Below are 26,445 nucleotides of genomic sequence, written 5' to 3'. Positions count from 1 at the left end.
GCGCCTTCCGGACGGGGTCCTGACGTCCGCACGTCACCGGCCGGTCCCGCCCCTCTCGGTCTCACCCCTTGCGGTTCGGCTCCTTGTGCCTCCGCTCCACCGGGCCCCGGCGGACCGAGCCCGGGGCGCTCCAGTCGGCGCGCTTGCGGGCCCGCTTCTTCGCCGCCTCGGAGGACTGGAGCTGGTACGGGACGGAGGTCACCATGACGCCCGGGGTGAAGAGCAGACGGCCCTTCAGGCGCAGGGCGCTCTGGTTGTGCAGCAGGTGCTCGTACCAGTGGCCGACCACGTACTCCGGGATGTAGACGCTGACCACGTCGCGCGGACTCTGCCGGCGCAGGCCCTTCACGTACTCGATGACCGGGCGGGTCACCTCGCGGTAGGGCGAGTCCAGGATCTTGAGGGGGACGTTGATGGCGCGCCGTTCCCAGTCCTCGCGCAGCGCCTTCGTCTCGTCCGGGTCGACGCTGATGGAGAGCGCCTCCAGGTGGTCGGCGCGGATCAGTTTGGCGTAGGCGAGCGCGCGCAGCGTGGGGCGGTGGAGCTTGGAGACGAGGACGATGGCGTGGACGCGGGAGGGGCGCACGCTCTCGTCCGCGGGCGTCTCGTCGGCGGCGATCTCCGCGGCGACCCGGTCGTAGTGCTTACGGATCGCGGTCATCGTGCCGTAGAAGATGACCATGCCGAGCAGGGCCACCCAGGCGCCGTGGGTGAACTTGGTGGCGAGGACGATCACCAGGACCATGCCGCAGAAGAAGGCGCCGAAGGCGTTGATGGCGCGGGAGCGGACCATGTGGCGGCGTTTGGCCTGGTCCCGTTCGTCGGCCAGCAGCCGGTTCCAGTGCCGCACCATGCCGGTCTGGCTGAGGGTGAAGGAGACGAACACCCCGACGATGTAGAGCTGGATCAGCCGCGTGGAGTCGGCGCCGTAGACCCAGACGAGCAGGATCGCGGCGCCCGCCAGCAGCACGATGCCGTTGGAGAAGGCGAGGCGGTCGCCGCGCGTGTGCAGTTGGCGCGGCAGGTAGCGGTCCTGGGCGAGGATCGAGCCGAGCAGCGGGAAGCCGTTGTACGCGGTGTTGGCGGCGAGGAAGAGAACCAGGGCGGTGGCGGCCGCGAGGACCATGAAGAGGAAGGAACCGTGACCGAAGACCGCCTCGGCGACCTGGGCGATGACCGGGTCCTGGGTGAAGCCCGCGCCGACCGGGACACCGTCGCGGATCAGGTCGGCCGCCGGGTTCTCGGCCATCTTGACGTCGGTGGCCAGGGCCAGGCCGATGATGCCGCAGAACATGGTGACGGCGAGCAGCCCCATCATGGCGAGCGTGGTCGCGGCGTTCTTGCTCTTCGGCTTCCGGAAGGCGGGCACGCCGTTGCTGATCGCCTCGACCCCGGTGAGGGCGGCGCAGCCGGAGGAGAAGGCCCGCAGGAGGAGGAAGACGAGCGCGAAACCGGCCAGCCCCTCGTGTTCGGGCTTGATCTCCAGTTCGGAGGTGGGCGCGTGCATCGAGTCGCCGAGGACCATTCCCCGGAACGCGCCCCACAGGATCATGAGGAAGACGCCGGCCACGAAGAGGTAGGTGGGAATGGCGAAGAGCTTCCCGGACTCCTTGACGCCGCGCAGGTTCATCAGGGTGAGCAGGACGATGGCGCCGATGGCGCAGAGCGTCTTGTGCTCGATGACGAACGGGATCGCGGAGCCGAGGTTCTCGACGCCGGAGGAGATCGACACGGCGACGGTGAGGACGTAGTCGACGAGCAGGGCGCTGGCGACGGTCAGTCCGGACTTGGGGCCGAGATTGGTGGTCGCGACCTCGTAGTCGCCGCCGCCGCTCGGGTAGGCGCGGACGTTCTGCCGGTAGGAGGCGACGACCGTGAACATGAGGACGACGACCGCGACGGCGATCCAGGGGCTGAAGTGGTACGCCGACACCCCCGCGATGGACAGCACGAGGAGGACTTCTCCCGGCGCGTACGCCACCGAGGACAACGGGTCGGACGCGAAGACGGGGAGAGCGATGCGCTTGGGGAGGAGGGTCTCCCCGAGCTTGTCGCTGCGCAACGCCCGGCCGATCAGGATCCGTTTGGGCAGGTCGGTCAGTTTGGACACGCTGAGGATCGTAAGCGGAGCCCGTGGCCAAAACGCACGCCCTTTCGACGTGGCCCCGCAATCTCCTGCGGTCGGCGGAGAACGCCCCGTCATTCCTTAACGCAATCCTTGCGCCCGTTCGGCCTATTTTGCTTTCCCTTTGCCGGAGTGCGCGAGGATGCGGACACTCGGATGAGGGATTGACTGTCCCGGCGCATAAGCTCGACTCCGGGCCGCACCGCGGGTGCGTGCCCCGTTGTTTGCCCAGCAAGCTGAGAGAGAAGTGTGAGCAGCGTGTTTTCGCAGGTCAGCCGGATGACCAGGACGGCGGGGTAGGCGCACAGTGCACATCGTCATCATGGGCTGCGGGCGCGTCGGAGCCGCTCTCGCACAGACCCTGGAACAGCAGGGGCACACCGTCGCGGTGATCGACCAGGACCCCACGGCGTTCCGTCGCCTCGGGTCCGGATTCGGCGGTCGCCGGGTCACCGGGGTCGGGTTCGACCAGGACACCCTCCGCGAGGCGGGAATCGAGGACGCCGGGGCGTTCGCCGCGGTCAGCAGCGGCGACAACTCGAACATCATCGCTGCCCGGGTGGCCCGCGAGATGTTCTCCATCGAGAACGTCGCGGCGCGGATCTACGACCCCCGGCGCGCCGAGGTCTACCAGCGTCTCGGCATCCCCACCGTGGCGACGGTCCGCTGGACGGCGGACCAGATGCTGCGGCGGCTGCTGCCTTCGGGCGCCGAGCCCCTGTGGCGCGATCCGAGCGGGGGTGTGCAGCTCGCGGAGGTGCACACGACGCCGTCCTGGATCGGCCACAGGATCAGCACGCTCCAGGAGGAGACGGGGGTCCGCGTCGCCTTCCTCACCCGGTTGGGCGAGGCCATACTGCCGAGCTCGCAGACCGTCCTCCAGGAGGGCGACCTGGTCCACGTGATGATGCGTACGGACGAGATCGCCAAGGTCGAAGAGGCCTTCGCCCAGGGTCCCGAGGAGGATGGTCACTGATGCGTGTGTCGATTGCCGGGGCGGGCGCGGTGGGCCGTTCCATCGCCGCCGAGCTGCTGGAGAACGGGCACGAGGTGCTGCTGATCGACAAGGCGCCGACCGCCATCTCGGTGGAGCGGGTCCCGATGGCCGAGTGGCTGCTCGCGGACGCCTGTGAGATCACGTCGCTGGACGAGGCGGCGCTGCAGCGGTGCAACGTGGTGATCGCCGCGACCGGGGACGACAAGGTCAACCTGGTCGTCTCGCTGCTCGCCAAGACCGAGTACGGCGTGCCGCGCGTGGTGGCCCGGGTGAACAACCCGAAGAACGAGTGGCTGTTCAACGAGTCTTGGGGCGTGGACGTCGCCGTCTCGACGCCGCGTCTGATGTCGGCCCTGGTCGAGGAGGCGGTGAGCGTCGGCGATCTGGTCCGGCTGCTGCGCTTCAGCCACGGCGACGCCAACCTGGTGGAGCTGACCCTGCCGCCGGAGTCGGCCCTGGCCGGTACCCGGGTCGGGGACGTCGCCTGGCCCGAGGACACCTCGCTGGTGACGATCATCCGGGGTACGCGGGTGCTGACGCCGAGCCCCGAGGAGTCCCTGGAGGCCGGTGACGAGCTGCTGTTCGTGGCCGCCCAGGCACGTGAGGAGCAGTTGGAGGACCTGTTGTCGGTCCGCCGCGATTTGTCGGAGGACTGACCGGCAGTGCGCTGGGAAGGGGCCCGGAACCGCTCAGCGGTTCCGGGCCCCTTCCCTGGCGATGCCGGGTGTACGGGTTCCCTGCGATGCCGGGTCGTACGGGTCAGGCGTCCGGGTCGCGGGGCGGAGCGGCGGCCTGCGCCTTGCGCTCCTTCTCGGCCTGTTCCTCGGCCTCCATCTCGGCGAATACGTCGATGGGTGCCGGCGCCTTCGCGAGGAAGACCCAGGTCAGATAGACCGCGAGCAGGAACGGCGGGATCTTCAGCGCGATGAGCACCCAGCCGAACTCGGTGGTGTCGCCCCACCAGTAGAGCGGGAAGAGGATCGCGCACTTGGCCAGCAGGATGAAGCCCCAGGCGTAGCTGGCCTTGGTGTACGCCTTCTTCCGTCCCGGGTTACGGGTCCGCCAGGAGAGGTTCTCCTTGAAGACCGGGCCGAGGATCAGGCCGATCAGCGGGACGCCGGCCACCGCGGTGCCGATGTAGGCGACCGCGAGGCCCAGGGTGTAGAGCATGCCCGGCAGGTAGAAGTCCTTGGCGTCGCCCGTCATCTTCGCGAACAGAACGCCGAAGGCCACCCCGAAGACGCCGCTGAAGGCGTGCTTGACGGTGTCCCGGCGGATCAGCCGGACGGCGACGAGCGCCAGGGACACCGCCAGGGCCGCGATGGCCGAGGCGTTCAGGTTCTTGTTGATGGTGAAGATCGTGACGAAGAGCAGCCCGGGGAGGACTGTCTCCACCATGCCGCGCACGCCGCCGAAGGCTTCGAAGAGCGCGGCCTCGGTGACGGCCTTCGTCTCGTCGTCCTGCTGGGCGGCGTGCCTCCCGCCGGCGTGCTGCGGGGCCGTGCGGTGGGGCTGGTCCGTTTCGGACGTCGGCTTGTCGAGAGACGTCACCGGCTACTCCTTGGCGAGCGGTCGGAGTTCGTATGTGGGGTTGAACAGCACCCGGCGGCCGTGGCTCATGGCGACCCGCCCCGAGGCGATGATCCTGCGGCCGGGCTCGATGCCGACGATGGAACGACGGCCGAGCCAGACCACGTCCAGCGGCTCGGTGCCGTCGAAGAGCTCCGCCTCCAGGGCGGGCACTCCGGCCCGGGGACGGAGGGTGACGGTCCGCAACGTACCAGCCACCTTCACGATCTGCCGGTCGGAGCACTCGGAGATCCGGGTGCATCCGGTGGCCTGCGCGTCCTCCCGCAGCTCCTGGGACTCCAGGTCCTCCTGGGAGCTGGAGAGCCGGTCGAGCATACGGCGGAAGCGCCCGGAAGGTCTCGCCGCCTTCCCGGCCTTCCCGGCTTTCTCGGATCGGGGAACAGCACTCATACCCGAAGGGTACCGGTCCTGCGGGCGGTACACGGAGGCGCTGGGCGATCACTCGAAAGGGTGACCCGGCGCCCGTCAGTCGCGCTCGAAGCGGTAGCCCATGCCCGGTTCGGTGACGAAGTGCCGGGGATGCGAGGGGTCCGCCTCCAGCTTGCGGCGGAGCTGGGCCATGTAGACCCGCAGATAGTTGGTCTCGGTGCCGTAGGAGGGGCCCCAGACCTCTTGGAGGAGCTGCTTCTGGCTGACCAGGCGGCCACCGTTGCGGACGAGGACCTCCAGCAGATGCCATTCGGTGGGGGTGAGGCGTACGTCGCGCCCGGACCGGTGCACCTTCTTCGCCGCGAGGTCGACGGTGAAGCCGGCCGTCTCGACCAGTGCGATGTCCTCGGCGCCGCCCTCCTGACCGACCGGTTCCGCCCGGCGTACCGAGGCCCGCAGCCGGGCAAGCAGCTCGTCCATGCCGAACGGCTTGGTGACGTAGTCGTCCGCTCCGGCGTCCAGGGCCTCCACCTTCTCGTCGGACGTGTGGCGCGCGGAGAGTACGAGGATGGGCACCCGGGTCCAGCCGCGCAGGCCCCTGATCACCTCGACCCCGTCCATGTCGGGCAGCCCGAGGTCGAGGAGGACGACGTCGGGGTGGCGGGCGGCGGCGAGCTGGAGGGCGGTCGCCCCGTCGGGCGCGGCGTCGACCTCGTACTGGCGCGCCTTCAGGTTGATCACGAGGGCGCGGACGATCTGCGGCTCGTCGTCGACCACAAGCACCCTGGTCATCGCGGACCTGCCTTTCTGCTGCACGGGGAGGAGGGAAGAACCCTGCTGTACGGGGAGACGGAGGGAAATGCGTGGAGGCGGGCGGTGTGCGTCCCGGGGCGTCCCGGCGCGCGGGGGCCCGTCATGAGGTGGCCCGGGCCGGCAGCTCGGCCTCCGTCCGGACGCCGCCCGGCGCCGCGGTGAGGGTCAGGACCATGGTCAGCCCGCCGCCGGGGGTGTCCTCGGCGTCGAGGGTGCCGCCCATGGCCTCGGCGAAGCCCCGGGAGACGGCGAGGCCGAGTCCCACTCCGGCGCCGCGCGGGGCGTCCCCGTACCGCTGGAAGGGCTCGAAGATCCGTTCCTTGGCCTCGTCGGGGACGCCACGGCCGCGGTCCACGACCCGTAGCTCGACCCGGCCGCCGAGGGCGCTGGCGGCCACGGCGACGGGCTCCTGGCCGGGGTTGTACTTGACGGCGTTCTCCACGATGTTGGCGACGACCCGCTCCAGGAGTCCCGGGTCGACGGCGACCATCGGCAGCGTCTCGGGGATGTCGAGGTCGACACTGCCCTCCGGGACGCCGCCGAGCGCCATGGGGACGACCTCGTCGAGGTCGATCTCGCGGATCAGCGGGGTCACGGTGCCGGTCTGGAGGCGGGACATGTCCAGCAGGTTGCCGACCAGGTGGTCCAGCCGGTCCGCGCCGTCCTCGATGCCTTCCAGGAGCTCCGCCTCGTCCTCCTCGGACCAGGCCACGTCGTCGGAGCGCAGCGAGCTGACGGCGGCCTTGATGGAGGCCAGCGGGGTGCGCAGGTCGTGGCTGACGGCGGCGAGCAGGGCGGTCCTGATCCGGTTTCCCTCGGCGAGCCTGCGGGCCTGCTCGGCCTCCCCGACCAGGCGCTGGCGGTCCAGGACGACGGCGGCCTGGGCGGCGAACGCGCCGAGCACCCGGCGGTCCTCGGCGGGCAGCACCCGGCCGGACAGCGCGAGGGCCATGTTGTCGCCGACCGGCATGTCCACGTCGGCGTCGTCGGGGCGGGTGACCGGGGCCGGCCCGACGGATCCGGCGCAGGTCCACGGTTCGACGTCGCTGCTGCGCTCCAGCAGGGCGACGGACTCCATGGCGAAGGTCTCGCGGACCCGTTCCAGCAGGGCGTCCAGGGCGGTCTCGCCGCGCAGCACGCTGCCCGCGAGGAAGGAGAGGATCTCCGACTCGGCGCGCAGCCGGGCGGCCTGGTGGGTGCGCCGGGCCGCGAGGTCGACCACGGAGGAGACCGCAACCGCCACCGCGAAGAAGATCACGATGGCGACGAGGTTCTCCGGGTCCTGGACGGTCAGGGTGTGGGTGGGCGGGGTGAACCAGTAGTTCAGCAGCATGGAGCCGACGGCCGCCGAGGCGAGCGCGGGCCGCAGTCCGCCGAGCAGGGCGGCGGCCACCGTCAGGAAGAGGAAGAGCAGGACGTCGTTGGCGAGGCCGGGAGCGTCCTCCATGGAGCGCAGCACCACCGCCAGGAGGACGGGGCCGAGGACGCCGACGAGCCAGCCCCAGATGATCCGGGCGCGGCCGAGCCGGGCGCCGCGGGCCATGGGCAGACCGCGGCCCTTGGCGACCTCCTCGTGGGTGACGATGTGGACGTCGAGGTCGGGCCCCGACTCACGGGCTACGGTCGCGCCGACCCCGGGACCGTAGATGTACTGCCAGGTCTTGCGGCGGCTGGAGCCCAGCACGATCTGGGTGGAGTTGACGCCGCGGGCGAACTCCAGCAGGGCGGCCGGTATGTCGTCGCCGATGACGTGGTGGAAGGTGCCGCCGAGGTCCTCGACCAGGGTGCGCTGGACGGCCAGCTCCTTCGGGGACGCGGAGGTCAGGCCGTCGCTGCGGGCGATGTAGACGGCGAGGATCTCGCTGCCGGAGCCCTTGGCGGCCATCCGGGAGGCGCGGCGGATGAGGGTGCGGCCCTCGGGTCCGCCGGTCAGTCCGACGACGATGCGTTCGCGGGCCTGCCAGGTGGTGCGGATGTTGTGCTCGCCCCGGTACTGCTGGAGGTACTCGTCGACCCGGTCGGCGACCCAGAGCAGGGCCAGCTCGCGCAGGGCGGTGAGGTTGCCGGGGCGGAAGTAGTTCGAGAGGGCCGCGTCCATCTTGTCCGGCCGGTAGATGTTGCCGTGCGCCATCCGGCGCCGCAGCGCCTGGGGCGACATGTCCACCAGCTCGATCTGGTCGGCCCGCCGCACCACCTCGTCGGGCACCGTCTCCCGCTGCCGCACACCCGTGATCGACTCCACGACGTCGCCGAGCGACTCCAGGTGCTGGATGTTGACCGTGGATATGACGTCGATCCCGGCCCGCAGAAGCTCCTCGACGTCCTGCCAGCGCTTCGCGTTGCGCGAACCGGGCACATTCGTGTGGGCCAGCTCGTCCACCAGCGCCACCGCCGGCGCCCGCTCCAGGACCGCGTCCACGTCCATCTCCGTGAACACCGTGCCCCGGTACTCCAGCTCCCGGCGCGCCAGCAGCTCCAGCCCGTGCAGCATGACCTCCGTCCGCGGCCGGTCGTGATGCTCCACGAACGCCACCACACAGTCGGTCCCGCGCTCGACCCTGCGATGCGCCTCCGACAGCATCGAGTACGTCTTGCCGACGCCCGGTGCCGCGCCGAGATAGATCCGGAGTGTGCCGCGTCCCATGGCCCCATTGTCTTCTTCCGTCCGGCCCTGTCGTGTCGACGGCCGGTGGCGCCCGGTGCGGCTGCCGTCCTCGACGCTACTCCGCCGGGGGGCGTGGTTCGGTCCCGGGAGTGCAGGTGGGGAGCGTATTGACGGAACTCTGATGCGCGCCGGGGCGGGGGCGGGGGCGCTGCGGGAACGTCAGCCGTGTTCGACGATGTGGCCGTCGCTCAGCTCCAGGACCCGGTCGGCGAGGCCCAGCAGCTGGGGGTCGTGGGTGGCGACGAGGGCGGTGACGTGCTCGCTGCGGACGACCGCGCGGAGCAGTTCCATCACGGCGAGCCCGGTCTCGGCGTCGAGCTGTCCGGTGGGCTCGTCGGCGATCAGGAGGGCGGGGCGGTTGGCGAGGGCGCGGGCGATGGCGACGCGCTGCTGCTGGCCGCCGGAGAGCTCGCCGGGGCGCTGCTCGGCGTGGTCGGCGAGGCCGACGAGGGAGAGCAGCAGGGCGACCCGCTCGTCGCGCTCGGCCGGGTCGGCCTTGCGCAGCCGCAGGGGTACGCCGACGTTCTCGGCGGCGGTCAGGATCGGGATGAGGCCGAAGGACTGGAAGATGAAGCCGACCCGGTCCCTGCGCAGCTCCAGGAGCCCCTTCTCACCGAGCCCCGACAGCTCGGTGCCGTCGACGGTGATCCGGCCGCCGTCCGGGGTGTCCAGGCCGCCGACCAGGTTGAGCAGGGTGGTCTTGCCGGAGCCGGAGCGGCCCTTGAGCGCGACCAGCTCACCGCGGGGAATCTCGAACGAGACCCCGCGCAGGGCGTGCACGGCCGACGCTCCGCTCCCGTACGAGCGGTGCAGGTCCTCGACCGTGACCATGACCGTACGGGCCGGGTCCTCGGCCAGGGCCGTGCCGGACTGCCCGCTGGTGCTCTCGGTCATCATGCTCCCCCGTGCTCACGTGCCTGCGTCGTCGCCCGCAAGTATGTGCGTGCGACGCACGGCCGGGCAATGGCCGGTGGGCCGCACCCGCGGAAAAGGGTGCGACCCACCGGCCTGTACTGCGATGACCGCGAAGTCCTGCCGCTGGCGCTAACGGACCTCGGTGATCTCGGGGCCGCGCTGGAGCTGGCCCATGCCGCCGGAGAACTTCGAGCTCTCCTGGTCCTCCTGCTGCACGCCCTCGGGCACCATCTGGGCGTCGTTGGGAAGCTTGAGGACGATCGGGTCGCGGGGGGCCATCGGGCCGTCGCCGCGGACGACCACGGTGTCCCGGAAGATCGTCTCCAGCAGCCCGGCGGCCTCCGGCTGGACGGCGCCCTGGCCGGAGATCACTCCGCGCAGGAACCAGCGCGGCCCGTCGACGCCGACGAAGCGCACGAGCTGCACACCGCCCGTGCCGTCCGGAAGCTGTACGGGGACCTGCGCGCGCAGCTCCCAGCCCAGCGGACCCTCGACCTCGTCGATGATGCCGCCCTGCTGGGTGATGCCCGAGGCGATCTCGTCGCGGACCTCGCCCCAGATGCCCTCTTTCTTGGGGGCGGCGAAGGCCTGCAGCTGGACCGCGCTGTCGCGCAGCACCACGGTGGCGGCGACGATCGCGTCCCCGGCCACCTCGACGCGCAGCTCCATGCCCTCGACCCCGGGGACGAAGATGCCGCCCAGGTCGACCCGGCCCTCGCCGGGCTGGGTGACCTCGGTGCTGTCCCAGGGTCCGTCCGGCCGGGGGGCCGGCGGAAGGTTCATCCGACGGGTGCCCTTGGCGGCGCCGTCACTGCCTTCGGGCTCGTCGGCGACCTGCTCGGCCTCGCGCACCTCGTCCGCCGCGTCCTCGGCGGAACCACTCTTCTTGCGACGTCCGAACACGTCACTGTCCTTCCCGGTCGGATACGACCGAAGCGTAGCTGTTCCCACCGTGGGTGATCCCGCCCTCGGCGCCGTCCACCGACGCGTGGCCGCCGGTGGACCCGAAGCCCCCTTCGGCCCGCGCCGAGCCGGGAAGTTCCGCCACCTCGTGGAAGCGCACCTTCTCGACCTGCTGGACAACCAATTGGGCAATCCGGTCGAACCGTTCGAATCGCACGCTCTCGCGTGGATCGAGGTTGACCACGATCACCTTGATCTCCCCACGGTACCCGGCATCCACGGTCCCTGGGGCATTCACGAGGGCCACTCCGCAGCGGGCCGCGAGGCCGGAGCGCGGGTGAACGAACGCGGCGTACCCGTCGGGCAGGGCGATCGACACCCCGGTGGGGAGGACAGCGCGCTCGCCGGGGGCGAGTTCCGCGGCCTCGGTGGTCACCAGGTCGGCCCCGGCGTCGCCCGGGTGTCCGTAGGCCGGAATCGGCACGTCCGGGTCGAGCAGGCGGATCAGTACGTCGACGGGGTTGCGGGTCACGGGTTCACCTCGAAGGCGCGGGCGCGCCTGACCTGGTCGGGGTCGGACATGGCGGCCTGGATCTCGGCGGGCCTGCCGTTGTCGATGAAGTGGTCGACCTTGACCTCGATGAAGAGGGCGTCGGCCCGGACCGCGACGGGCCCGTCGGGGCCGCCGATCCGGCCGGTGGCGGTGGAGTAGATCTTCCGGCCGTGCACGGCGGTGATCCGGGCGTCGAGGTGCAGCACGGTGTCCACGGGGACGGGGCGGACGAAGTCGGTCTCCAGCCGTCCGGTCACCGCGATCGTGCGCAGCAGCCAGTTCAGCGAGCCGAGGGTCTCGTCCAGCGCCGTGGCGAGCACGCCGCCGTGGGCGAGGCCGGGTGCGCCCTGGTGGGCGGGCTGCACCGTGAACTCGGCGGTGACGCTCACGCCTTCACCGGCCCGCGCCATCAGGTGCAGTCCGTGCGGCTGTCCCCCGCCGCAGCCGAAACAGTGTTCGTAGTGCGCTCCGAGGAGTTCGCCGGGGGCGGGCGCGTCGGGGTGCCGGACCGGCGCGACGGCGTCTGCCGGGGGTGTCAGAGCTGCTGATGTTCCACTCACAGGCGCAGACCTTACCCGCGCGGCGGTCCGCCGGTCGCGCCGTGCCAAGCTTGGTTCCATGCAGCCTTCCGCACCGCCCTTCGACGAACGTCTCACCGCGCCCCGCTCCTGGTGGTTCATCGCCTTCGGGGTCGGTGTCGCCTGCGCTCTGATGCTTCTGCCGCTGGGCACCCTGCCGCTGCTCGCCGGTCTGGCCGGCGGCACGGTCGCCGCCGCGCTCCTGGTGAGCAGCTACGGCTCCGCCCGGATCAGGGTGGTGGCGGGGGCGCTCGTCGCCGGCGACGCCCGGATTCCGCTGTCGGCGCTCGGCGAGCCCGAGGTGCTGGACACCGAGGAGGCGCGGGCCTGGCGGACGCACAAGGCCGACGCCCGTGCGTTCATGCTGCTGCGCGGTTATGTGGAGACGGCGGTGCGGGTGGAGGTCACGGACCCGGACGACCCGACTCCGTACGTCTACCTCTCGACCCGGAACCCGCAGGGCCTGGCGGCGGCGCTGAGCGCCGTCCCGACCGCCTGAGCGGACGTCGCGGGCGGGGGCTAACCGGACCCGGTGCGGGTCCGGGGGCCCTCGTCGCTCAGGGGCCCTCGATCTCCTTGGGCAGCTCGGCCGGGTTCGCGGGCTGCTCCAGCGGGGGCAGCTCGGGCAGCCGGTCCCAGGGGATCGGGTCCTTGCGCAGGTCGCTCCTGACCCGGTCGGCGAGCTTGCGGGTGTCGCGGCGGTTCATCGTGGCGCCGACGGCGGCGCCGATCATGAACGGGATCAGGTTGGGCAGATTGCGCGCCATGCGCTTCATGATCTGCTGACGCAGCTCGCGCTTCATCTGACCGCCCAGCGCGGCGTTGAGCGTGGTGGGGCGGGTGATGTCGATGCCGCGCTCCTCCGTCCACGACGTCAGATACGCGGTGCTGCGCTGGCCGAGGTTGCCGGGGGGTCGGCGGCCGTAGACCTCGTGCAGCTCGGCGACGAGTTTCATCTCGATCGCGGCGACGCCGGTCACCTCCGCCGCCAGCTCGGCGATCATCGCGGGCGGTACGGGCATCATGGCGGCGGCCCCGATGCCTGCGCCGACGGTCGCGGTGGCCCGGCAGGCTCCCGTGACCAGCTTGTCGGCCAGTTCCTCGGGCCCCAGCCCGGGGAACTGCTTCCGCAGGGTCGCGAGGTCGCGCACCGGCACGCGCGGGGCCGTATCGATGATGCGGTCGGCCAGCTGTGCGGCCAGTGCCTTCGCGCTCTCCCGGCCCTTGCGTACACCCCGTTTCACTGTGTGCAGGCGGCCCCCGGCCGTGGGCTCCGCCTTGTCCCGCTCTCCGGGCCGGTCCGGCGACGCTGCCGCCCCGGCCACCTCGAGCGAGGCCGAACGGCCTCGCTCGTCGTCGAAACCGCCGGAGTGCTCCGGCAGGGCGGCGGACCGCTCGGCAGACGCGTTACCGCCTTCTGCCGGGCCTGTGCCGCCTGTACCGTCCTGGTTCGCCTCCTGGCCGCGCCGACGCCACGGGCGCCGCTTCCGGAACGGTGTCTCGCCTGCCACGGCCGACCCGACCTCAGTCGCAGTCGCGGCAGATGGGCTGACCGTTCTTCTCGCGGGCCAGCTGGCTGCGGTGGTGCACCAGGAAGCAGCTCATGCAGGTGAACTCATCGGCCTGCTTGGGCAGCACCCGGACGGCCAGCTCCTCGTTGGAGAGGTCCGCGCCGGGCAGCTCGAGTCCCTCGGCCGCGTCGAATTCGTCGACGTCGACGGCGGATGCCGTCTTGTCGCTCCGACGTGCCTTGAGCTCTTCGAGGCTGTCCTGGTCCACGTCGTCGTCGGTCTTGCGTGGGGTGTCGTAATCCGTTGCCATGTCGCTCTCCCCCTCTTGGGTGTCTACGGGTGTCTCAGCGCACGTAACGCGTGAGAGGCCGGACTTGTGCCCGACCTGAGGCGGAGATTTTGCCTCACATCAAGGTCTGTTACTCAATCGACATCCAACCGGGCACCTCGACGAGGCTCGGCTTGGGTGGCGATGGGGACCGTACACGGTCCCGACTGCGCAGTTCACGGGCGCCACCCCGTGTACTTCCCGTGATAACCATCCCCGAAAACCCGGACGATTACCGGCTTTCCGACGGAGCTGCGATCACGGAGAGTAGATGACCGGAAAATCAGCCTTGTGATCGATCACACACGACCCGCCCGGGAACGGGTCCTGAAAATTCCGCCCAAAGCGAACATGAAGATTCGGTGCAGAGTCACATCGTGCAGCCTCTCAGACCGGCAGGGTGACGCGCATCACGAGACCACCACCCTCGCGGGGCTCCGCGATGATACGGCCTCCGTGGGCCCGCGCGACGGACCGGGCGATCGACAGGCCGAGCCCGACGCCCTTGTCGCTGCCCGTGCGCTCCGTACGCAGCCTCCTGAAGGGCTCGAAGAGGTTGTCGATCTCGTAGGCCGGGACCACCGGTCCTGTGTTCGAGACGACGAGCAGGGCCTGCCCGTCCCGGGCCTCGGTGGTGACCTCCACCCAGCCGTCCTCGGGCACGTTGTAGCGCACGGCGTTCTGCACGAGGTTCAGCGCGATCCGCTCCAGCAGGACGCCGTTGCCCTGGACCACCGCCGTGGCCCGCTCGCCGCGGATCTCGACCTTCTTCACCGCCGCCTCCGACCGGGCCTGGTCGATGGCGCGCTCGGCGACCTCCGCGAGGTCGACCGGCTTGCGCTCGATGATCTGGTTGTCGCTGCGGGCCAGCAGCAGCAGCCCCTCGACCAGCTGCTCGCTGCGCTCGTTGGTGGCCAGGAGGGTCTTGCCCAGCTGCTGGAGCTCCGGAGGTGCCTCCGGGTCGGAGAGGTGGACCTCCAGCAGGGTGCGGTTGATCGCCAGCGGGGTGCGCAGCTCGTGCGAGGCGTTGCCGACGAACCGCTGCTGTGCGGTGAAGGCCCGCTCCAGCCGGTCCAGCATGTCGTCGAAGGTGTCCGCCAGCTCCTTCAGCTCGTCGTCCGGGCCGTCCAGCTCGATCCGACGGGTGAGGTCCGTCCCGGCCACCCGGCGCGCGGTCCGGGTGATCCGGCCGAGCGGGGACAGCACGCGTCCGGCCATGGCGTAGCCGAAGGCGAAGGCGATCACGCTGAGGCCGACCAGGGCGAGCAGCGAGCGGTTGAGCAGGGTCTCCAGCGCCGCCTTGCGCTGGTGGTTGACGCAGGCGTTCATCGCCGCGTTGAAGTCGTTCGGGCTGGCGTTCGGGGGCAGGTCGCAGATCTCGCTGGTGACCTTGCCGCTGACGATCTCGAACGGCAGATCCGTGCCGACGCTCAGCGCCTGGGCGGCCAGCATGTAGATGATCGACAGCAGCACGATGCCCGCGATCAGGAACATCCCGCCGTACAGCAGCGTGAGCCGTATCCGGATCGTCGGGCGCAGCCAGGGGTACGGGGGCTCCTGCTGCTTGGGCTCCCAGGTGGGCTTCGGAGGCGCCGCAGGGGGCCCGGGGGTGGTGGCCATGATCCTCAGATCCGGTATCCGGAGCCCGGCACGGTGACGATGACGGGCGGTTCGCCGAGCTTGCGGCGCAGCGTCATGACCGTGACCCGCACCACGTTGGTGAAGGGGTCGGTGTTCTCGTCCCAGGCCTTCTCCAGCAGCTGTTCCGCCGAGACGACCGCGCCCTCGCTGCGCATGAGGACCTCCAGCACCGCGAACTCCTTCGGGGCGAGCTGGATCTCCACCTCGTCGCGGAAGACCTCGCGGCGGTTCGGGTCGAGCTTGATTCCGGCGCGTTCCAGGACGGGCGGCAGCGCCACCGTCGTACGGCGGCCCAGCGCGCGCACCCGGGCGGTCAGCTCGCTGAAGGCGAAGGGCTTGGGCAGATAGTCGTCGGCGCCCAGCTCCAGGCCCTCGACCCGGTCGCTGACGTCGCCGGACGCGGTGAGCATGAGCACCCGGGTGGGCATGCCGAGCTCGACGATCCTGCGGCAGACGTCGTCCCCGTGCACCACCGGGAGGTCCCGGTCCAGCACGACGACGTCGTAGTCGTTGACCCCGATGCGTTCCAGGGCCGCGGCACCGTCGTAGACGACGTCGACGGCCATGGCCTCCCGGCGCAGTCCGGTGGCCACCGCATCGGCGAGCAGCTGCTCGTCCTCGACGACGAGTACGCGCACGGCGCAGTCCTTCCTTCGGTCCTTCGATGGGTTCACAGAGCCGACGGCCCCCACGGGGCCCGCCCGGACATGGGCAGCAATGGCCGACTGTGCGCCTCCATCCTGCCCGCAACACGCATAAACCGGCGGTAAGGCGGCGGTGGGCCGGACCTCCCGGCGGCTGCCCGCCGGGAAACCGGCGGATTTCCGGGCCAGTTGAGGTTTCTCCGGACCATGGCGCGGGGAAGAGGGCTTCACACCCGCGATCACGCCTCTCACGTGGCATGCCACTGCTCGCTCCGTTTTCCCGGAGCGGCGGCGCGATCACCCGCTCCTCCGGCCCCGCGGCCGGGGGAATCCCGGGCACACCCCCGTGCCACCGACCCACGATGAGGGGGCGCATCATGGACGCTTTCACCGCAGGTCTGCTGCAACGCATCAAGACGACCGAGACCGTCCTCACCCGGGCGCGCGAGGACGGCGACGACTTCCTCGCGGACGTCGAGCAGGGCGAGCTGGACGATCTGCGCCGTCTCGCCGCCGAGCACGGCGTGGAGATCGGCGCCACCAGCGTCTGAGCCGTACACCACGGGGCCCCGGACACCTTCATGGTGTCCGGGGCCCCGTGGCGTGTTCGGCGGCCTCATGCCCCCCGCCAGGGGCTTTCCCGGCGGGACCCCGTCAGTCGTGCCAGGCGCCCAGCTCGTCGAGTGCGGCCTGCAGCGGCTCGAAGACGCCCGGGGTGGCGGCCACCGTCAGGTCGCCGTCGGCGGGCAGCCCCGGGCGGCCACCGGTCAGCGCGCCCGCCTCCCGGGCGATGAGGTCGCCCGCGGCCAGGTCCCAGGGGTGCAGCCCGCGCTCGTAGTAGCCGTCCAGCCGGCCCGCCGCCACATCGCAGAGGTCGACGGCCGCCGAGCCGCCGCGCCGGATGTCCCGGAGCCGGGGGATCAGCTGCTGGGCGATGTCCGCCTGGTGGGCTCGGACGTGTCCGACGTAGTTGAAACCGGTCGAGACGAGCGCCTGGTCCAGCGGCGGGGCGGGCCGGCAGCGCAGGGCCTCGCCGTTCGCGAACGCACCGCCGCCGAGGACCGCCTGGTAGGTCTCCCGGCGCATCGGGGCCTCGACGACGCCCACGACGCGCTCTCCGTCGCGCTCGGCGGCGATGGAGACCGCCCAGGTGGGCAGGCCGTAGAGGTAGTTCACCGTGCCGTCGAGCGGGTCGATGACCCAGCGGATGCCGGTGCTGCCCGGGGAGCTGGCGCCCTCCTCGCCGAGGAAGCCGTCGTCGGGGCGGAAGTCGGAGAGGTAACCGGTGATCAGCTTCTCGGCGGCGATGTCCATCTCGGTGACCACGTCGATGGGGCTGGACTTGGTCGCGGCCACCCCCAGGTCGGCCGGACGGCCGTCGCGCAGGAGGGCTCCGGCACGGCGGGCTGCCTCCAGGGCGAGGTCGAGCAGTTCGGACAGTGCGGGGTCGGTCACGGTGCTCCCAGGGGTCTCGGTGCGTTCGGGTTACACGTACGGGCTGTCCGCGCCCGCGGCGGCCGGCTTCGGGGCCCTGGCGGGGCAGCAGCCGACCGGACAGAGGTCGTGGGAGGGCCCCAGGGCCCCCAGCGCGCAGCGCTCCACGGCCCGGCCGCGCTCGGCCGCGGCGCGCTCCAGGACGAGGTCCCGCACGGCGGCGGCGAAGCGCGGGTCGTCGCCCACCGTGGCGGACCGGCGGACCGGCAGGCCGATCTCGGCCGCCTTCGCGGTGGCCTCCGTGTCGAGGTCGTACAGCACCTCCATGTGGTCCGAGACGAAGCCGATGGGCGCCATCACGACCGCGGGGACGCCCTCGGCGCCCAGGGTCTCCAGGTGGTCGCAGATGTCGGGCTCCAGCCACGGGATGTGCGGGGCGCCGCTGCGGGACTGGTAGACGAGCTGCCAGGGGTACGCGGTACCGGTCTCCTCGCGCACCGCCTCGATGATCAGCCGGGCCACGTCGAGGTGCTCGGCGACGTACGCCCCGCCCTCGCCGTGCGCGTCGGCCGGGCCCGAGGCGTCGGCGGCGGAGGTCGGGATGGAGTGGGTGGTGAAGGCGATGTGCGCGCCCGCGCGGACGTCCTCGGGGAGGTCGGCGAGCGAGGCGAGGACGCCGTCCGTCATGGGCTCGACGAAGCCGGGGTGGTTGAAGTAGTGCCGCAGCTTGTCGACCCGGGGCACGGGCAGCCCCTCGGCCTCCAGGGCGGCCAGCGACTCGGCGAGGTTCTCGCGGTACTGGCGGCAGCCGGAATAGGAGGCGTAGGCGCTGGTGGCGAGGACGGCGATCCGACGGTGTCCGTCGGCGGTCATCTCCCGCAGGACGTCGGTCAGATACGGGGCCCAGTTGCGGTTGCCCCAGTACACCGGGAGATCCAGGCCGTGCTCGGCGAAGTCCTCGCGCAGCGCGTCGAGCAGGGCGCGGTTCTGCGCGTTGATCGGGCTGACTCCGCCGAACAGGAAGTAGTGCTTGCCGACCTCCTTGAGGCGTTCCTCGGGGATGCCGCGGCCGCGGGTCACGTTCGCCAGGAACGGGACCACGTCGTCCGGGCCCTCGGGGCCGCCGAAGGAGAGCAGCAGCAGGGCGTCGTAGGGAGCGGGATCGCGCAGATCGGACATGACATCGATCCTGCCACCCGCCTCCGACAGGGCGGCAACCGACATCCGACGCCCCGTCGGAAAGACCGGGAAGGCCGGGAATCCCGGCGGCCGGGCCGCTGGGCCGCTCCCCCGGGCCGCCGCCCGGAATCCGGTGTGCCGGACGTCCGGCCGGCCGTAAGCTGTATCGGCCAGCTATACGCCTGACAGGCACGACCGGAGTACCCCTTGCCCAGCCCCTACCGCGCCATCTTCTCCGCCCCCGGTTCGAGGGAGTTCTCCGCCGCAGGCTTCTTCGGCCGGATGCCCCTGTCCATGATGGGCATCGGCGTCGTGACGATGATCTCCCAGCTCACCGGCCGCTACGGGCTGGCCGGGGCGCTCTCCGCGACCCTGGCGATGTCGGCGGCGGTCTGCGGCCCCCAGGTCTCCCGGCTGGTCGACCGCTACGGGCAGCGCCGGGTGCTCCGCCCGGTCACGCTGGTCGCGGTGGCGGCGGTGGCGGGTCTGCTGATCTGCGCCCAGCAGGGGGCGCCGGAGTGGACGCTGTTCGTCTTCTCGGTGGGCGCGGGCTGCGTGCCGAGCGTGGGGTCGATGGTCCGCTCCCGCTGGGCGGAGATCTACCGGGGCTCCAGCCGGGACCTGCACACCGCGTACGCGTGGGAGTCGATCGTCGACGAGGTGTGCTTCATCTTCGGCCCGATCATCTCCATCGGTCTGTCCACCGCCTGGTTCCCGGAGGCGGGGCCGCTGATCGCCGCCGGCTTCCTTCTGGTCGGCGTCTTCTGGCTGACCGCGCAGCGGGCGACCGAGCCGGTGCCGCACCCGAAGTCGCAGCACACGGGGGGCTCGGCGCTGCGCTCGCGGGGGCTCCAGGTCCTGGTGGCCACCTTCGTGGCGACGGGCGCGATCTTCGGGGGCGTGGACGTGGTGACCGTGGCCTTCGCCGAGGAGCGCGGCCACAAGGCCGCGGCCTCGCTGGTGCTGGCCGTCTACGCGCTCGGCTCGTGTCTCGCGGGGGCCGTGTTCGGACTGCTGCACCTGAAGGGGAACCCCTCGACCAGGTGGCTGGTGGGTGTCTGCGCGATGGCCGTGAGTATGATCCCCCTCCTACTGGCCGGGAACCTTCCGTTGCTGGCCGTGGCGCTCTTTGTCGCGGGCCTCGCCATCGCACCGACGATGGTCACCACCATGGCTCTCGTCGAAGCGCACGTACCGCGCACCAAGCTGACCGAGGGCATGACCTGGACCAGTACCGGGCTCGCGGTCGGAGTGGCGCTCGGCTCCTCGGCCGCCGGCTGGGTGGTCGACGCCGCCGGGGCGAAGGCGGGGTACGCGGTGCCCGTCGTGGCGGGAGCGCTCGCGGCAGCGGTGGCGGTCCTGGGATATCGCCGGCTGGCCGGGCCGGCTGCGACGGGAGGGCGCGGGGAAGATGACCGACACCTACGCACGGACGACGACGAGCGCGTGGCGTAACTGGGCGGGCACCGTCACCGCCCGGCCCGCCCGCACCGAGTCCCCCGCGTCCGTGGACGAACTCGCGGACGTGCTGCGCCGGGCGGGCGCGGAGGGCCTGCGGGTGAAGCCGGTCGGCGCGGGCCACTCCTTCACGGCGGCGGCCGCCACGGACGGGGTGCTGATACGCCCGGACCTGCTGACCGGGATCCGGGACATCGACCGTACGACGATGACCGTGACGGTGGAGGCGGGCACTCCGCTCAAGCGGCTCAACACCGCACTCGCCCGCGAGGGCCTGTCGCTCACGAACATGGGCGACATCATGGAGCAGACGATCGCCGGGGCGACCTCCACCGGTACGCACGGCACGGGCCGGGACTCGGCGTCGATAGCGGCGCAGATCCGCGCGATGGAGCTGATCACCGCCGACGGCACGGTCCTGGTCTGCTCGGAGCGGGAGAATCCGGAGATCTTCGCGGCGGCCCGGATCGGGCTCGGCGCCCTCGGGGTGATCACCGCCGTCACCCTCGCCGTGGAGCCGATCTTCCTGCTGACGGCCCGTGAGGAGCCGATGACGTTCGACCGGGTCACCGCGGACTTCGACTCCCTGGTCGCCGAGAACGAGCACTTCGAGTTCTACTGGTTCCCGCACACCGGCAACTGCAACACCAAGCGCAACAACCGCAGCGCCGGACCGGCCGCCCCGCCGGGGAGGGTGAGCAGCTGGATCGACGACGAACTGCTGTCCAACGGGGTCTTCCAGGTCGCCTGTTCGCTCGGCCGCGCGGTCCCGGCGACGATCCCCTCGATCGCCAGGCTCTCCAGCCGGGCGCTGTCGGCTCGTACGTACACCGACATCCCGTACAAGGTGTTCACCAGCCCGCGTCGCGTGCGGTTCGTGGAGATGGAGTACGCCGTTCCGCGCGAGCGGACGGTGACGGTGCTGCGGGAGCTCAAGGCCATGGTCGAGCGGTCACCGCTGAAGATCAGCTTCCCGGTCGAGGTGCGCACCGCGCCGGCCGACGACATGGCCCTGTCGACCGCCTCGGGCCGGGACAGCGCGTACATCGCCGTACACCTCTACAAGGGCACGCCCCACCGGTCGTACTTCACCGCGGTCGAGCGGATCATGACCGCGCACGCCGGCCGGCCGCACTGGGGCAAGATCCACACCCGCGACGCGGCCTATCTGGCGGAGGTCTACCCGCGCTTCGGCGAGTTCACCGCGCTGCGCGACCGGCTGGACCCGGACCGCCTGTTCGGCAACGACTACCTGCGGCGCGTGCTCGGCGACTGAGTTCCCGAGGCTTCCGGTACGCCGTCGGCCCCGGTCCTCTTCCTCGCGGAGGGGGCCGGGGCCGATGTGCTGTGCGCGGTACGCCGGTGGGTCACTCGGCGTCGGCGCCGGGCGGGGCCTGCTGGCCCTGCCCCGGGGCGATGCCCGTGCCGGTCGAAGGAGCGTCTGTTCCGGCGTCGCCGGAGGGCGTCGGGGTGGGCGGCGCCGGGTCGGGCGCGGTCCCGTCGCCGGTCCCCGAGGGTGTCGGCGTGGGCGTGGACCCGGTGCCCGGATTCTCGCCGCCCGTGCCCGTACCGGGATCGGGGCTCTCGCTGTTGCCGGCGCCCGGTTCCGTGGCGGGGGCGGAGCCGGTGCCGCTGTCGGGGGTCGGCCGCTGCTCGTCCCCCTCCCCGTCCCGGCCGGTGTCCCCGGAGGGCGTGGGGTCGGCGGGGCCGGAGTCCCGGTCGTCGCCGCCGCCGCGCACGACGGAGCTGAGGGTCGTGCCCTGGCCGCCGCTCAGGTCGTTGCCCGAGATCATCTCGAACGCGGTGATCCCGGCCATGGAGACGGCGAAGACCGCGGCGGCCGCGAGCGCGGGGCGCTTCCAGCCGCGCAGCCGCGTTCCGTGGGTGACGCCCTCGCCGAACGCGTCGTCGGGGACGGCCCGGTGCGCTCCGGCCCGCGGGAGCAGCTGCGTACGGTCGCCGGCCTGCGGCAGCAGCTGCGTACGGTCGGCTCCGGCCTCCGCTCCCGCGCCCGGACCCTGGCCCGGTGGAACCCGGAGCATCCGGGTCCGCGCGTCGCCGAGGTCCAGCAGCTGGGTCCGGTCCGTGTCGACGGGCCTCAGCGGCCACGTGCTCTCCGCGTCCGGGATCACCTCCGGGACCGCGCCCGGGTCGACCGTGGGCAGCACCGTGGTGGCGTCCTCGGGCGGCTCCGGCTCGGACCGCCGGGCGGCGCCCCGGTGCCCGGCGGGCGTCGTCTCCTTGGTGTGCACCGTCACCTGGCGGCCCTCCGGGTGGGTCACCTGGACCGTCACCTCGCGGATCTGCTCGCCGGTGCGGCGGAAGAAGTGCTGGAAGACCGAGCCGCCACAAGTGGCGACGACGCTCATCACGCCCGCTCCCGCGATCGTGCCGTACACGCCCAGCTGCGAGGCCAGCACGGCCGCCGCGACAGCCGCCACGGCACTCCCGGCGACCTGCGGGAGACTCAGATCTATGCGCCTTTCCTTGGGTTCTGTGTCACTTTCCGGCTTCTGAACCATTACCAGCCCCTGCTTGACATCTCTCCCACCATGCAACAGGAAGGGACAAATGAGCGAAGTGGATAGTTCCGATTCCGGAGATTGTGTGAAGCACAACACGCATCAGGGGCATTTCACGGAGAACTGGGTAACTCAACTCCCGCGCCCCGCGAGAACTTCGGCGGCGCGCCGGTCCACCCCGGTGGCCCGAATGGAGTACTGTGACGAGCCCTGGGGCGGACTCCGACGTGGGAATCCGCCGCCACCGGAGGGTCCGACGGCGGCACTCGAACCGGCAGCGTCAAGGCATCACACGGATGCCTGCTGCACAGAGCGGCCAAATCGGTCGCTTTGGGTCGCAATGGGTAACCGTGTCATGGTGGTGCACCAGGACGAGCGCCCGACACGCCGGGCAACTTGGCAAGGTTGTGGCAGGCTGCACCCGGGCAGGTCACACTCGACTAGCGGAAGCAGCGACGCACGTGACGTCGGCAGGCACCACCCGGGAGGTCCCCATGCCCGAACTGCGTGTCGTGGCCGTCTCCAACGACGGCACACGACTGGTGCTCAAGGCTGCGGACAGCACGGAGTACACGCTTCCGATCGATGAGCGGCTGCGCGCCGCCGTGCGCAACGACCGCGCCCGGCTCGGCCAGATCGAGATCGAGGTGGAGAGCCACCTCCGGCCCCGCGACATCCAGGCCCGCATACGGGCCGGTGCCTCCGCGGAGGAGGTCGCCCAGTTCGCGGGCATCCCCGTCGACCGTGTACGCCGCTTCGAGGGCCCCGTGCTCGCGGAGCGCGCCTTCATGGCCGAGCGGGCCCGGAAGACTCCTGTGCGCCGTCCCGGCGAGAACACCGGCCCCCAGCTCGGCGAGGCGGTGCAGGAGCGTCTCCTGCTGCGCGGCGCCGACAAGGAAACCGTCCAGTGGGACTCGTGGCGTCGCGACGACGGCACCTGGGAAGTCCTGCTCGTCTACCGGGTCGCGGGTGAGCCGCACTCGGCGAGCTGGACGTACGACCCGCCCCGGCGGCTGGTCCAGGCCGTGGACGACGAGGCGCGCTCACTGATCGGCGAGACCGACGACGTCGCCGCGCCCGAGCCCAGCTTCCCGTTCGTGCCCCGGATCGCGCGGCTGCCGCGCGACCGGCCGCTGGACCGGAGCCTCGACCGGCAGATCGACCGCGACCGACCGCTGGACCGGGCCCTCGACCGGCAGATCGAGCGGCCCGCCCCGGCCGCCGCCGAACCCGAGGAGTACGTGAGCACTGCCTCGGCCGGTGAGCGCGACTCGCTGACCAGCCTGCTGGAGGCGGTGCCGAGCTTCCGGGGCGACATGGTCGTCCCCGAGCGGCCCACCCAGCCCGAGCCGCCCGCGCTCGAACCGGCGGAGGAGCCGGAGGCGGCCGAGCCGCCGGCCGCCGCCTCGGCCGGTGCGGGGTCCGCGTACGCGGATGTGCTGATGCCCCGGGCGGTGGCCGGTCACCGCGACCGGCTGACCGGGACGACGGACCGTCAGGCCGAGGCGGACGGAGTCCGGCCGGGCCGCCGGGCCGCCGTGCCGAGCTGGGACGAGATCGTCTTCGGCACCCGGCGCAAGAAGCAGGACTGACCGGTCATGACCACCGGTGGCAGCGGGGGCCGTACGCGTTCGCGTACGGCCCCCGCTGCCTTACCGCGGCTACTGGGGCTCGGGTCCCGTGGCGACCGGCCGGGAGGGGTCCGAGGACCACTCGGACCAGGAGCCGGGGTACAGGACGCCCGTGAAGCCCGCGATCTCCAGGGCCAGCACCTCGTGCGCGCCGGAGACCCCGGATCCGCAGTAGACGCCCACGCCTCCCCTGCTCGCCTCCGCGCCCAGGCCGAAGAAGCGTGCGGCGAGCCGCTCGGCCGACAGATAGCGCCCGTCCTCGTCGGTGTTCTGAGTGGTCGGCGCGGAGACGGCCCCGGGAATGTGGCCGCCGACGCGGTCGATCGGCTCCACATCGCCCCGGTAGCGCTCCGCCGCGCGCGCGTCCAGCAGCAGACCCGAGCGGGCGAAGGCCGCCGCACTTTCCGCGTCCAGCGTCGGCAGCGACCCCGGCTTCGGCCGGAAATCGCCCTCGGCAGGGCGCGGGATCCCGGTGGAGAGGTCGCCCGTCCAGGCGGCGAGGCCGCCGTCCAGGACCCGGACGTCCTCGTGCCCCGTCCAGCGCAGCAGCCACCAGGCCCGCGCCGCGGCCCAGCCCAGGCCACCGTCGTACACCACGACCGGGGTGTCGTGGCCGACTCCGGCCCGGCGCATGACCGCCCCGAAGGCCTCCGGGTCCGGGAGGGGGTGGCGGCCGCCGTCACCCGCCGGTCCCGCCAGTTCCGTGTCGAGGTCGACGAAGACCGCGCCGGGCAGGTGACCGGCCTCGTAGTCGGGACGGCCGTGCGGACCGCCGAGCTGCCATCGGACGTCCAGGAGCACCGGCGGTCGCGATCCGGCCGACTCGCTCGCGCATTCGGTTGCGGTGATGATGGGCTTCATGGGTGCCATCCTCGCGCAGCACCACCGGCGCCCGTAACAGCATCGGAAGGGACGGCCGGCGGGAAACCGGCCGTCCTTCGTCGAGAACCCGGACGACGCGGCGCGGCCGGTGCGTCTCCCGCGCCGGGGGGTGCAAGCATCTGCACGGGGCACGCGGACCGCTTCCCTACCCGGGACGGCGTACCCGTCCCGTCCCCCGCACGGCCACCCATACGGTCCGAGGAGAGAAGACGATGACCGAGGCCCACGCACGGCGCACGCCCGGAACACCTTGCTGGGTGAGTCTGATCGTGCACGGTCTGACCACGACCCAGGAGTTCTACGGGGCTCTGTTCGACTGGGAGTTCCTGCCGGGCCCCGACCAACTGGGCCCCTACGTCCGCGGGCTGCTGCACGGGAAGGAGGTCGCGGGCATCGGACAGCTGCCGCCCGACCGCCACCTCCCGATCGCCTGGACCACCTACCTCGCCACGGACGACGCCGACGCCACCGCTGAGGTCATCCGCTCCTGCGGCGGGACGGTCGCGGTCGGACCGCTGGACGCGGGCGAGGCGGGGCGGCTCGCCATCGCCTCGGACCCGGGCGGGTCGGTCTTCGGCATCTGGCAGGGCTCGGAACACATCGGCACGATGACGGCGGGTGTGCCCGGCACACCGGTCTGGAACGAGCTGGTGACCCGGGAGACGTCGATGGTCGCGAAGTTCTACCAGACCGTCTTCGGCTATGAGACGGAGGCGGTCGTCTCGGCCGACTTCGACTACCAGACCCTGCACCTGGACGACGTTCCGGTGGCGGCGCTGCACGGGGTCGGCCACGCGCTGCCGCGCGACCGGGGGCCGCACTGGATGACGTACTTCGAGGTCGCCGACACCGACCGGGCCGCGGCCCGGGTGGTGGAGCTGGGCGGGCGCGTCCTGCAGCCGCCGCGCGAGGGGTCGAGCGGCCGGCTGGCCACGGTCGCGGACCCGGAGGGCGCCGTGTTCACGGTCATCCGGTCCGCCGCCGGGGGTGGATCGGCCGAAGGCCGGGCGTAGCAGGCGCTCAGGCGTCGGAGGCGACCGGCAGGACGTCCGGGGAGAGGCTGCCCGCGCGGGCCGCTGTCGCGGTCGTGCGGCGGCGGTGGTGACGGCGGCACAGCACCTCGTAACCGACCTCGCCCGCCTGCCGGTTGACGTCGCCGACGACGACCTGGGCGCCCTCGACGACCATCTCCCCGTCCACGGTACGGGCGTTGTGCGTGGCGCGGGCGCCGCACCAGCAGAGCGCCTCGACCTGGAGTGCCTCTATCCGGTCGGCCAGCTCGATCAGCCGCTGGGAGCCCGGGAACAGCTTGGTGCGGAAGTCCGTGGTGATGCCGAAGGCGAAGACGTCGAGCCCCAGATCGTCGACGACGCGGGCCAGTTGGTCGATCTGGTCCGGGGCGAGGAACTGTGCCTCGTCCACGATCACGTAGTCGACCCGGCCGCCCCGGCTGACCCGGCCGACGATGTGCGCGTACAGGTCCATGCCCTCCTCGGCCTCGACGGCGTCCGTCACCAGGCCGAGCCGGGAGGAGAGCTTGCCCTCCCCCGCGCGGTCGTCCCGGGTGAAGATCACGCCCTGGAGCCCGCGTGCCGAACGGTTGTGACCGATCTGCAGGGCCAGCGTGCTCTTTCCGCAGTCCATGGTTCCGGAGAAGAACACCAGCTCGGGCATGAGGGGTCGAGCACCTTTCGGAGGGGGTGGGCA

The 26,445-nt window shown here is 71.7% G+C and carries 26 protein-coding genes; 8 read left to right on the top strand and 18 right to left on the bottom strand.

What is annotated here, in order from left to right; all coding sequences use genetic code 11:
- Nucleotides 1-61: 61 nt before the first annotated feature.
- Nucleotides 62-2,110, bottom strand: a complete 2,049-nt coding sequence (locus HET64_RS12220) for an APC family permease (protein ID WP_215104754.1) — start codon at nucleotides 2,108-2,110, stop codon at nucleotides 62-64.
- Nucleotides 2,111-2,432: 322 nt separating this feature from the next.
- On the opposite strand from HET64_RS12220, the gene HET64_RS12215 reads away from it, so the two are divergent.
- On the top strand, nucleotides 2,433-3,101 hold the full coding sequence (locus tag HET64_RS12215) for a TrkA family potassium uptake protein (protein ID WP_047179231.1): 669 nt from the start codon (nucleotides 2,433-2,435) through the stop codon (nucleotides 3,099-3,101).
- A complete protein-coding gene (locus tag HET64_RS12210; RefSeq protein ID WP_215104752.1) occupies nucleotides 3,101-3,778 on the top strand; it encodes a TrkA family potassium uptake protein in 678 nt (225 codons plus the stop codon). The genes HET64_RS12215 and HET64_RS12210 overlap by 1 nt, the downstream gene beginning before the upstream one ends.
- A 103-nt stretch (nucleotides 3,779-3,881) precedes the next feature.
- Here HET64_RS12210 and HET64_RS12205 read toward each other — a convergent pair whose 3' ends face one another.
- From HET64_RS12205 to HET64_RS12170, 8 genes are all read right to left on the bottom strand, one after another.
- Nucleotides 3,882-4,673 (bottom strand): DUF3159 domain-containing protein, encoded by a 792-nt coding sequence (locus tag HET64_RS12205; RefSeq protein ID WP_215104750.1) that lies wholly within the window; start codon nucleotides 4,671-4,673, stop codon nucleotides 3,882-3,884.
- Between the two features lie 3 nt (nucleotides 4,674-4,676).
- Nucleotides 4,677-5,102, bottom strand: coding sequence for an OB-fold nucleic acid binding domain-containing protein (locus HET64_RS12200; protein WP_181011098.1), 426 nt, complete (start codon nucleotides 5,100-5,102; stop codon nucleotides 4,677-4,679).
- A 75-nt stretch (nucleotides 5,103-5,177) separates the two neighbouring features.
- Nucleotides 5,178-5,873, bottom strand: coding sequence for a response regulator (locus HET64_RS12195; protein WP_026290367.1), 696 nt, complete (start codon nucleotides 5,871-5,873; stop codon nucleotides 5,178-5,180).
- 121 nt (nucleotides 5,874-5,994) lie between these two features.
- Nucleotides 5,995-8,538, bottom strand: a complete 2,544-nt coding sequence (locus HET64_RS12190; protein ID WP_215104748.1) for a sensor histidine kinase KdpD — start codon at nucleotides 8,536-8,538, stop codon at nucleotides 5,995-5,997.
- Nucleotides 8,539-8,718: 180 nt separating this feature from the next.
- Complete coding sequence (locus tag HET64_RS12185; RefSeq protein ID WP_215104746.1) at nucleotides 8,719-9,453, bottom strand: ABC transporter ATP-binding protein; 735 nt, start codon at nucleotides 9,451-9,453, stop codon at nucleotides 8,719-8,721.
- A 150-nt stretch (nucleotides 9,454-9,603) separates the two neighbouring features.
- The gene (locus HET64_RS12180; RefSeq protein ID WP_215104744.1) at nucleotides 9,604-10,377 is read right to left on the bottom strand and encodes a DUF3710 domain-containing protein; all 774 of its coding nucleotides are present in this window, start codon (nucleotides 10,375-10,377) and stop codon (nucleotides 9,604-9,606) included.
- A 1-nt stretch (nucleotide 10,378) separates the two neighbouring features.
- Nucleotides 10,379-10,909: a dUTP diphosphatase gene (gene dut / locus HET64_RS12175; RefSeq protein WP_030577310.1), complete on the bottom strand. Its 531-nt coding sequence runs from the start codon at nucleotides 10,907-10,909 to the stop codon at nucleotides 10,379-10,381.
- Nucleotides 10,906-11,490 (bottom strand): PaaI family thioesterase, encoded by a 585-nt coding sequence (locus tag HET64_RS12170; RefSeq protein ID WP_050360243.1) that lies wholly within the window; start codon nucleotides 11,488-11,490, stop codon nucleotides 10,906-10,908. The genes dut and HET64_RS12170 overlap by 4 nt, the downstream gene beginning before the upstream one ends.
- A 58-nt stretch (nucleotides 11,491-11,548) precedes the next feature.
- Between HET64_RS12170 and HET64_RS12165 the strand changes: the two genes are divergently transcribed.
- Nucleotides 11,549-12,007, top strand: a complete 459-nt coding sequence (locus HET64_RS12165) for a DUF3093 domain-containing protein (protein ID WP_215104742.1) — start codon at nucleotides 11,549-11,551, stop codon at nucleotides 12,005-12,007.
- 58 nt (nucleotides 12,008-12,065) lie between these two features.
- Here the strand turns inward: HET64_RS12165 and HET64_RS12160 are convergent, their stop codons facing one another.
- The 4 genes from HET64_RS12160 to HET64_RS12145 form a co-directional block, all read right to left on the bottom strand.
- Nucleotides 12,066-13,019 carry a hypothetical protein gene (locus tag HET64_RS12160; protein WP_215104740.1) on the bottom strand — a complete coding sequence of 318 codons (954 nt, stop codon included), beginning with the start codon at nucleotides 13,017-13,019 and terminating at the stop codon, nucleotides 12,066-12,068.
- 13 nt (nucleotides 13,020-13,032) lie between these two features.
- A complete protein-coding gene (locus tag HET64_RS12155) occupies nucleotides 13,033-13,329 on the bottom strand; it encodes a DUF4193 domain-containing protein (protein WP_003965732.1) in 297 nt (98 codons plus the stop codon).
- Between the two features lie 405 nt (nucleotides 13,330-13,734).
- Nucleotides 13,735-14,967, bottom strand: a complete 1,233-nt coding sequence (locus tag HET64_RS12150) for a HAMP domain-containing sensor histidine kinase (RefSeq protein ID WP_215104738.1) — start codon at nucleotides 14,965-14,967, stop codon at nucleotides 13,735-13,737.
- 5 nt (nucleotides 14,968-14,972) lie between these two features.
- A complete protein-coding gene (locus HET64_RS12145) occupies nucleotides 14,973-15,626 on the bottom strand; it encodes a response regulator transcription factor (protein ID WP_003965735.1) in 654 nt (217 codons plus the stop codon).
- Nucleotides 15,627-16,009: 383 nt separating this feature from the next.
- On the opposite strand from HET64_RS12145, the gene HET64_RS12140 reads away from it, so the two are divergent.
- Complete coding sequence (locus tag HET64_RS12140) at nucleotides 16,010-16,183, top strand: hypothetical protein (RefSeq protein WP_018957059.1); 174 nt, start codon at nucleotides 16,010-16,012, stop codon at nucleotides 16,181-16,183.
- A gap of 103 nt (nucleotides 16,184-16,286) precedes the next feature.
- Here HET64_RS12140 and HET64_RS12135 read toward each other — a convergent pair whose 3' ends face one another.
- Entirely contained in the window at nucleotides 16,287-17,087 is an 801-nt protein-coding gene (locus HET64_RS12135; RefSeq protein WP_215104736.1) for an inositol monophosphatase family protein, read from the bottom strand.
- Nucleotides 17,088-17,117: 30 nt separating this feature from the next.
- A complete protein-coding gene (locus HET64_RS12130) occupies nucleotides 17,118-18,245 on the bottom strand; it encodes a ferrochelatase (RefSeq protein WP_215104734.1) in 1,128 nt (375 codons plus the stop codon).
- Between the two features lie 207 nt (nucleotides 18,246-18,452).
- Here HET64_RS12130 and HET64_RS12125 point away from each other — a divergent pair, with 207 nt between their 5' ends.
- Both HET64_RS12125 and HET64_RS12120 read left to right on the top strand, forming a co-directional pair.
- Nucleotides 18,453-19,700, top strand: coding sequence for an MFS transporter (locus tag HET64_RS12125; RefSeq protein WP_215104732.1), 1,248 nt, complete (start codon nucleotides 18,453-18,455; stop codon nucleotides 19,698-19,700).
- Complete coding sequence (locus HET64_RS12120; protein ID WP_215104730.1) at nucleotides 19,657-20,979, top strand: D-arabinono-1,4-lactone oxidase; 1,323 nt, start codon at nucleotides 19,657-19,659, stop codon at nucleotides 20,977-20,979. The genes HET64_RS12125 and HET64_RS12120 overlap by 44 nt, the downstream gene beginning before the upstream one ends.
- A gap of 91 nt (nucleotides 20,980-21,070) precedes the next feature.
- Here the strand turns inward: HET64_RS12120 and HET64_RS12115 are convergent, their stop codons facing one another.
- Nucleotides 21,071-22,144, bottom strand: a complete 1,074-nt coding sequence (locus tag HET64_RS12115) for a hypothetical protein (RefSeq protein ID WP_215104728.1) — start codon at nucleotides 22,142-22,144, stop codon at nucleotides 21,071-21,073.
- 575 nt (nucleotides 22,145-22,719) lie between these two features.
- Here HET64_RS12115 and sepH point away from each other — a divergent pair.
- Nucleotides 22,720-23,817 carry a septation protein SepH gene (gene sepH / locus HET64_RS12110; protein WP_215104726.1) on the top strand — a complete coding sequence of 366 codons (1,098 nt, stop codon included), beginning with the start codon at nucleotides 22,720-22,722 and terminating at the stop codon, nucleotides 23,815-23,817.
- Nucleotides 23,818-23,886: 69 nt separating this feature from the next.
- On the opposite strand, the gene HET64_RS12105 is transcribed toward sepH, so the two are convergent.
- The gene (locus HET64_RS12105) at nucleotides 23,887-24,717 is read right to left on the bottom strand and encodes a sulfurtransferase (protein ID WP_215104724.1); all 831 of its coding nucleotides are present in this window, start codon (nucleotides 24,715-24,717) and stop codon (nucleotides 23,887-23,889) included.
- A gap of 233 nt (nucleotides 24,718-24,950) precedes the next feature.
- Here HET64_RS12105 and HET64_RS12100 point away from each other — a divergent pair, with 233 nt between their 5' ends.
- Nucleotides 24,951-25,751, top strand: coding sequence for a VOC family protein (locus HET64_RS12100; RefSeq protein ID WP_215104722.1), 801 nt, complete (start codon nucleotides 24,951-24,953; stop codon nucleotides 25,749-25,751).
- 7 nt (nucleotides 25,752-25,758) lie between these two features.
- Here HET64_RS12100 and HET64_RS12095 read toward each other — a convergent pair whose 3' ends face one another.
- Nucleotides 25,759-26,412, bottom strand: coding sequence for a thymidine kinase (locus HET64_RS12095; RefSeq protein WP_215104720.1), 654 nt, complete (start codon nucleotides 26,410-26,412; stop codon nucleotides 25,759-25,761).
- Between the last annotated feature and the right edge of the window lie 33 nt (nucleotides 26,413-26,445).

It is taken from the genome of Streptomyces sp. McG3 (genome assembly GCF_018619185.1).
Taxonomy (GTDB): domain Bacteria; phylum Actinomycetota; class Actinomycetes; order Streptomycetales; family Streptomycetaceae; genus Streptomyces.
The sequence above is the reverse complement of the archived record's forward strand: the minus strand, read 5'-3'. Positions and strand labels throughout refer to the sequence as shown.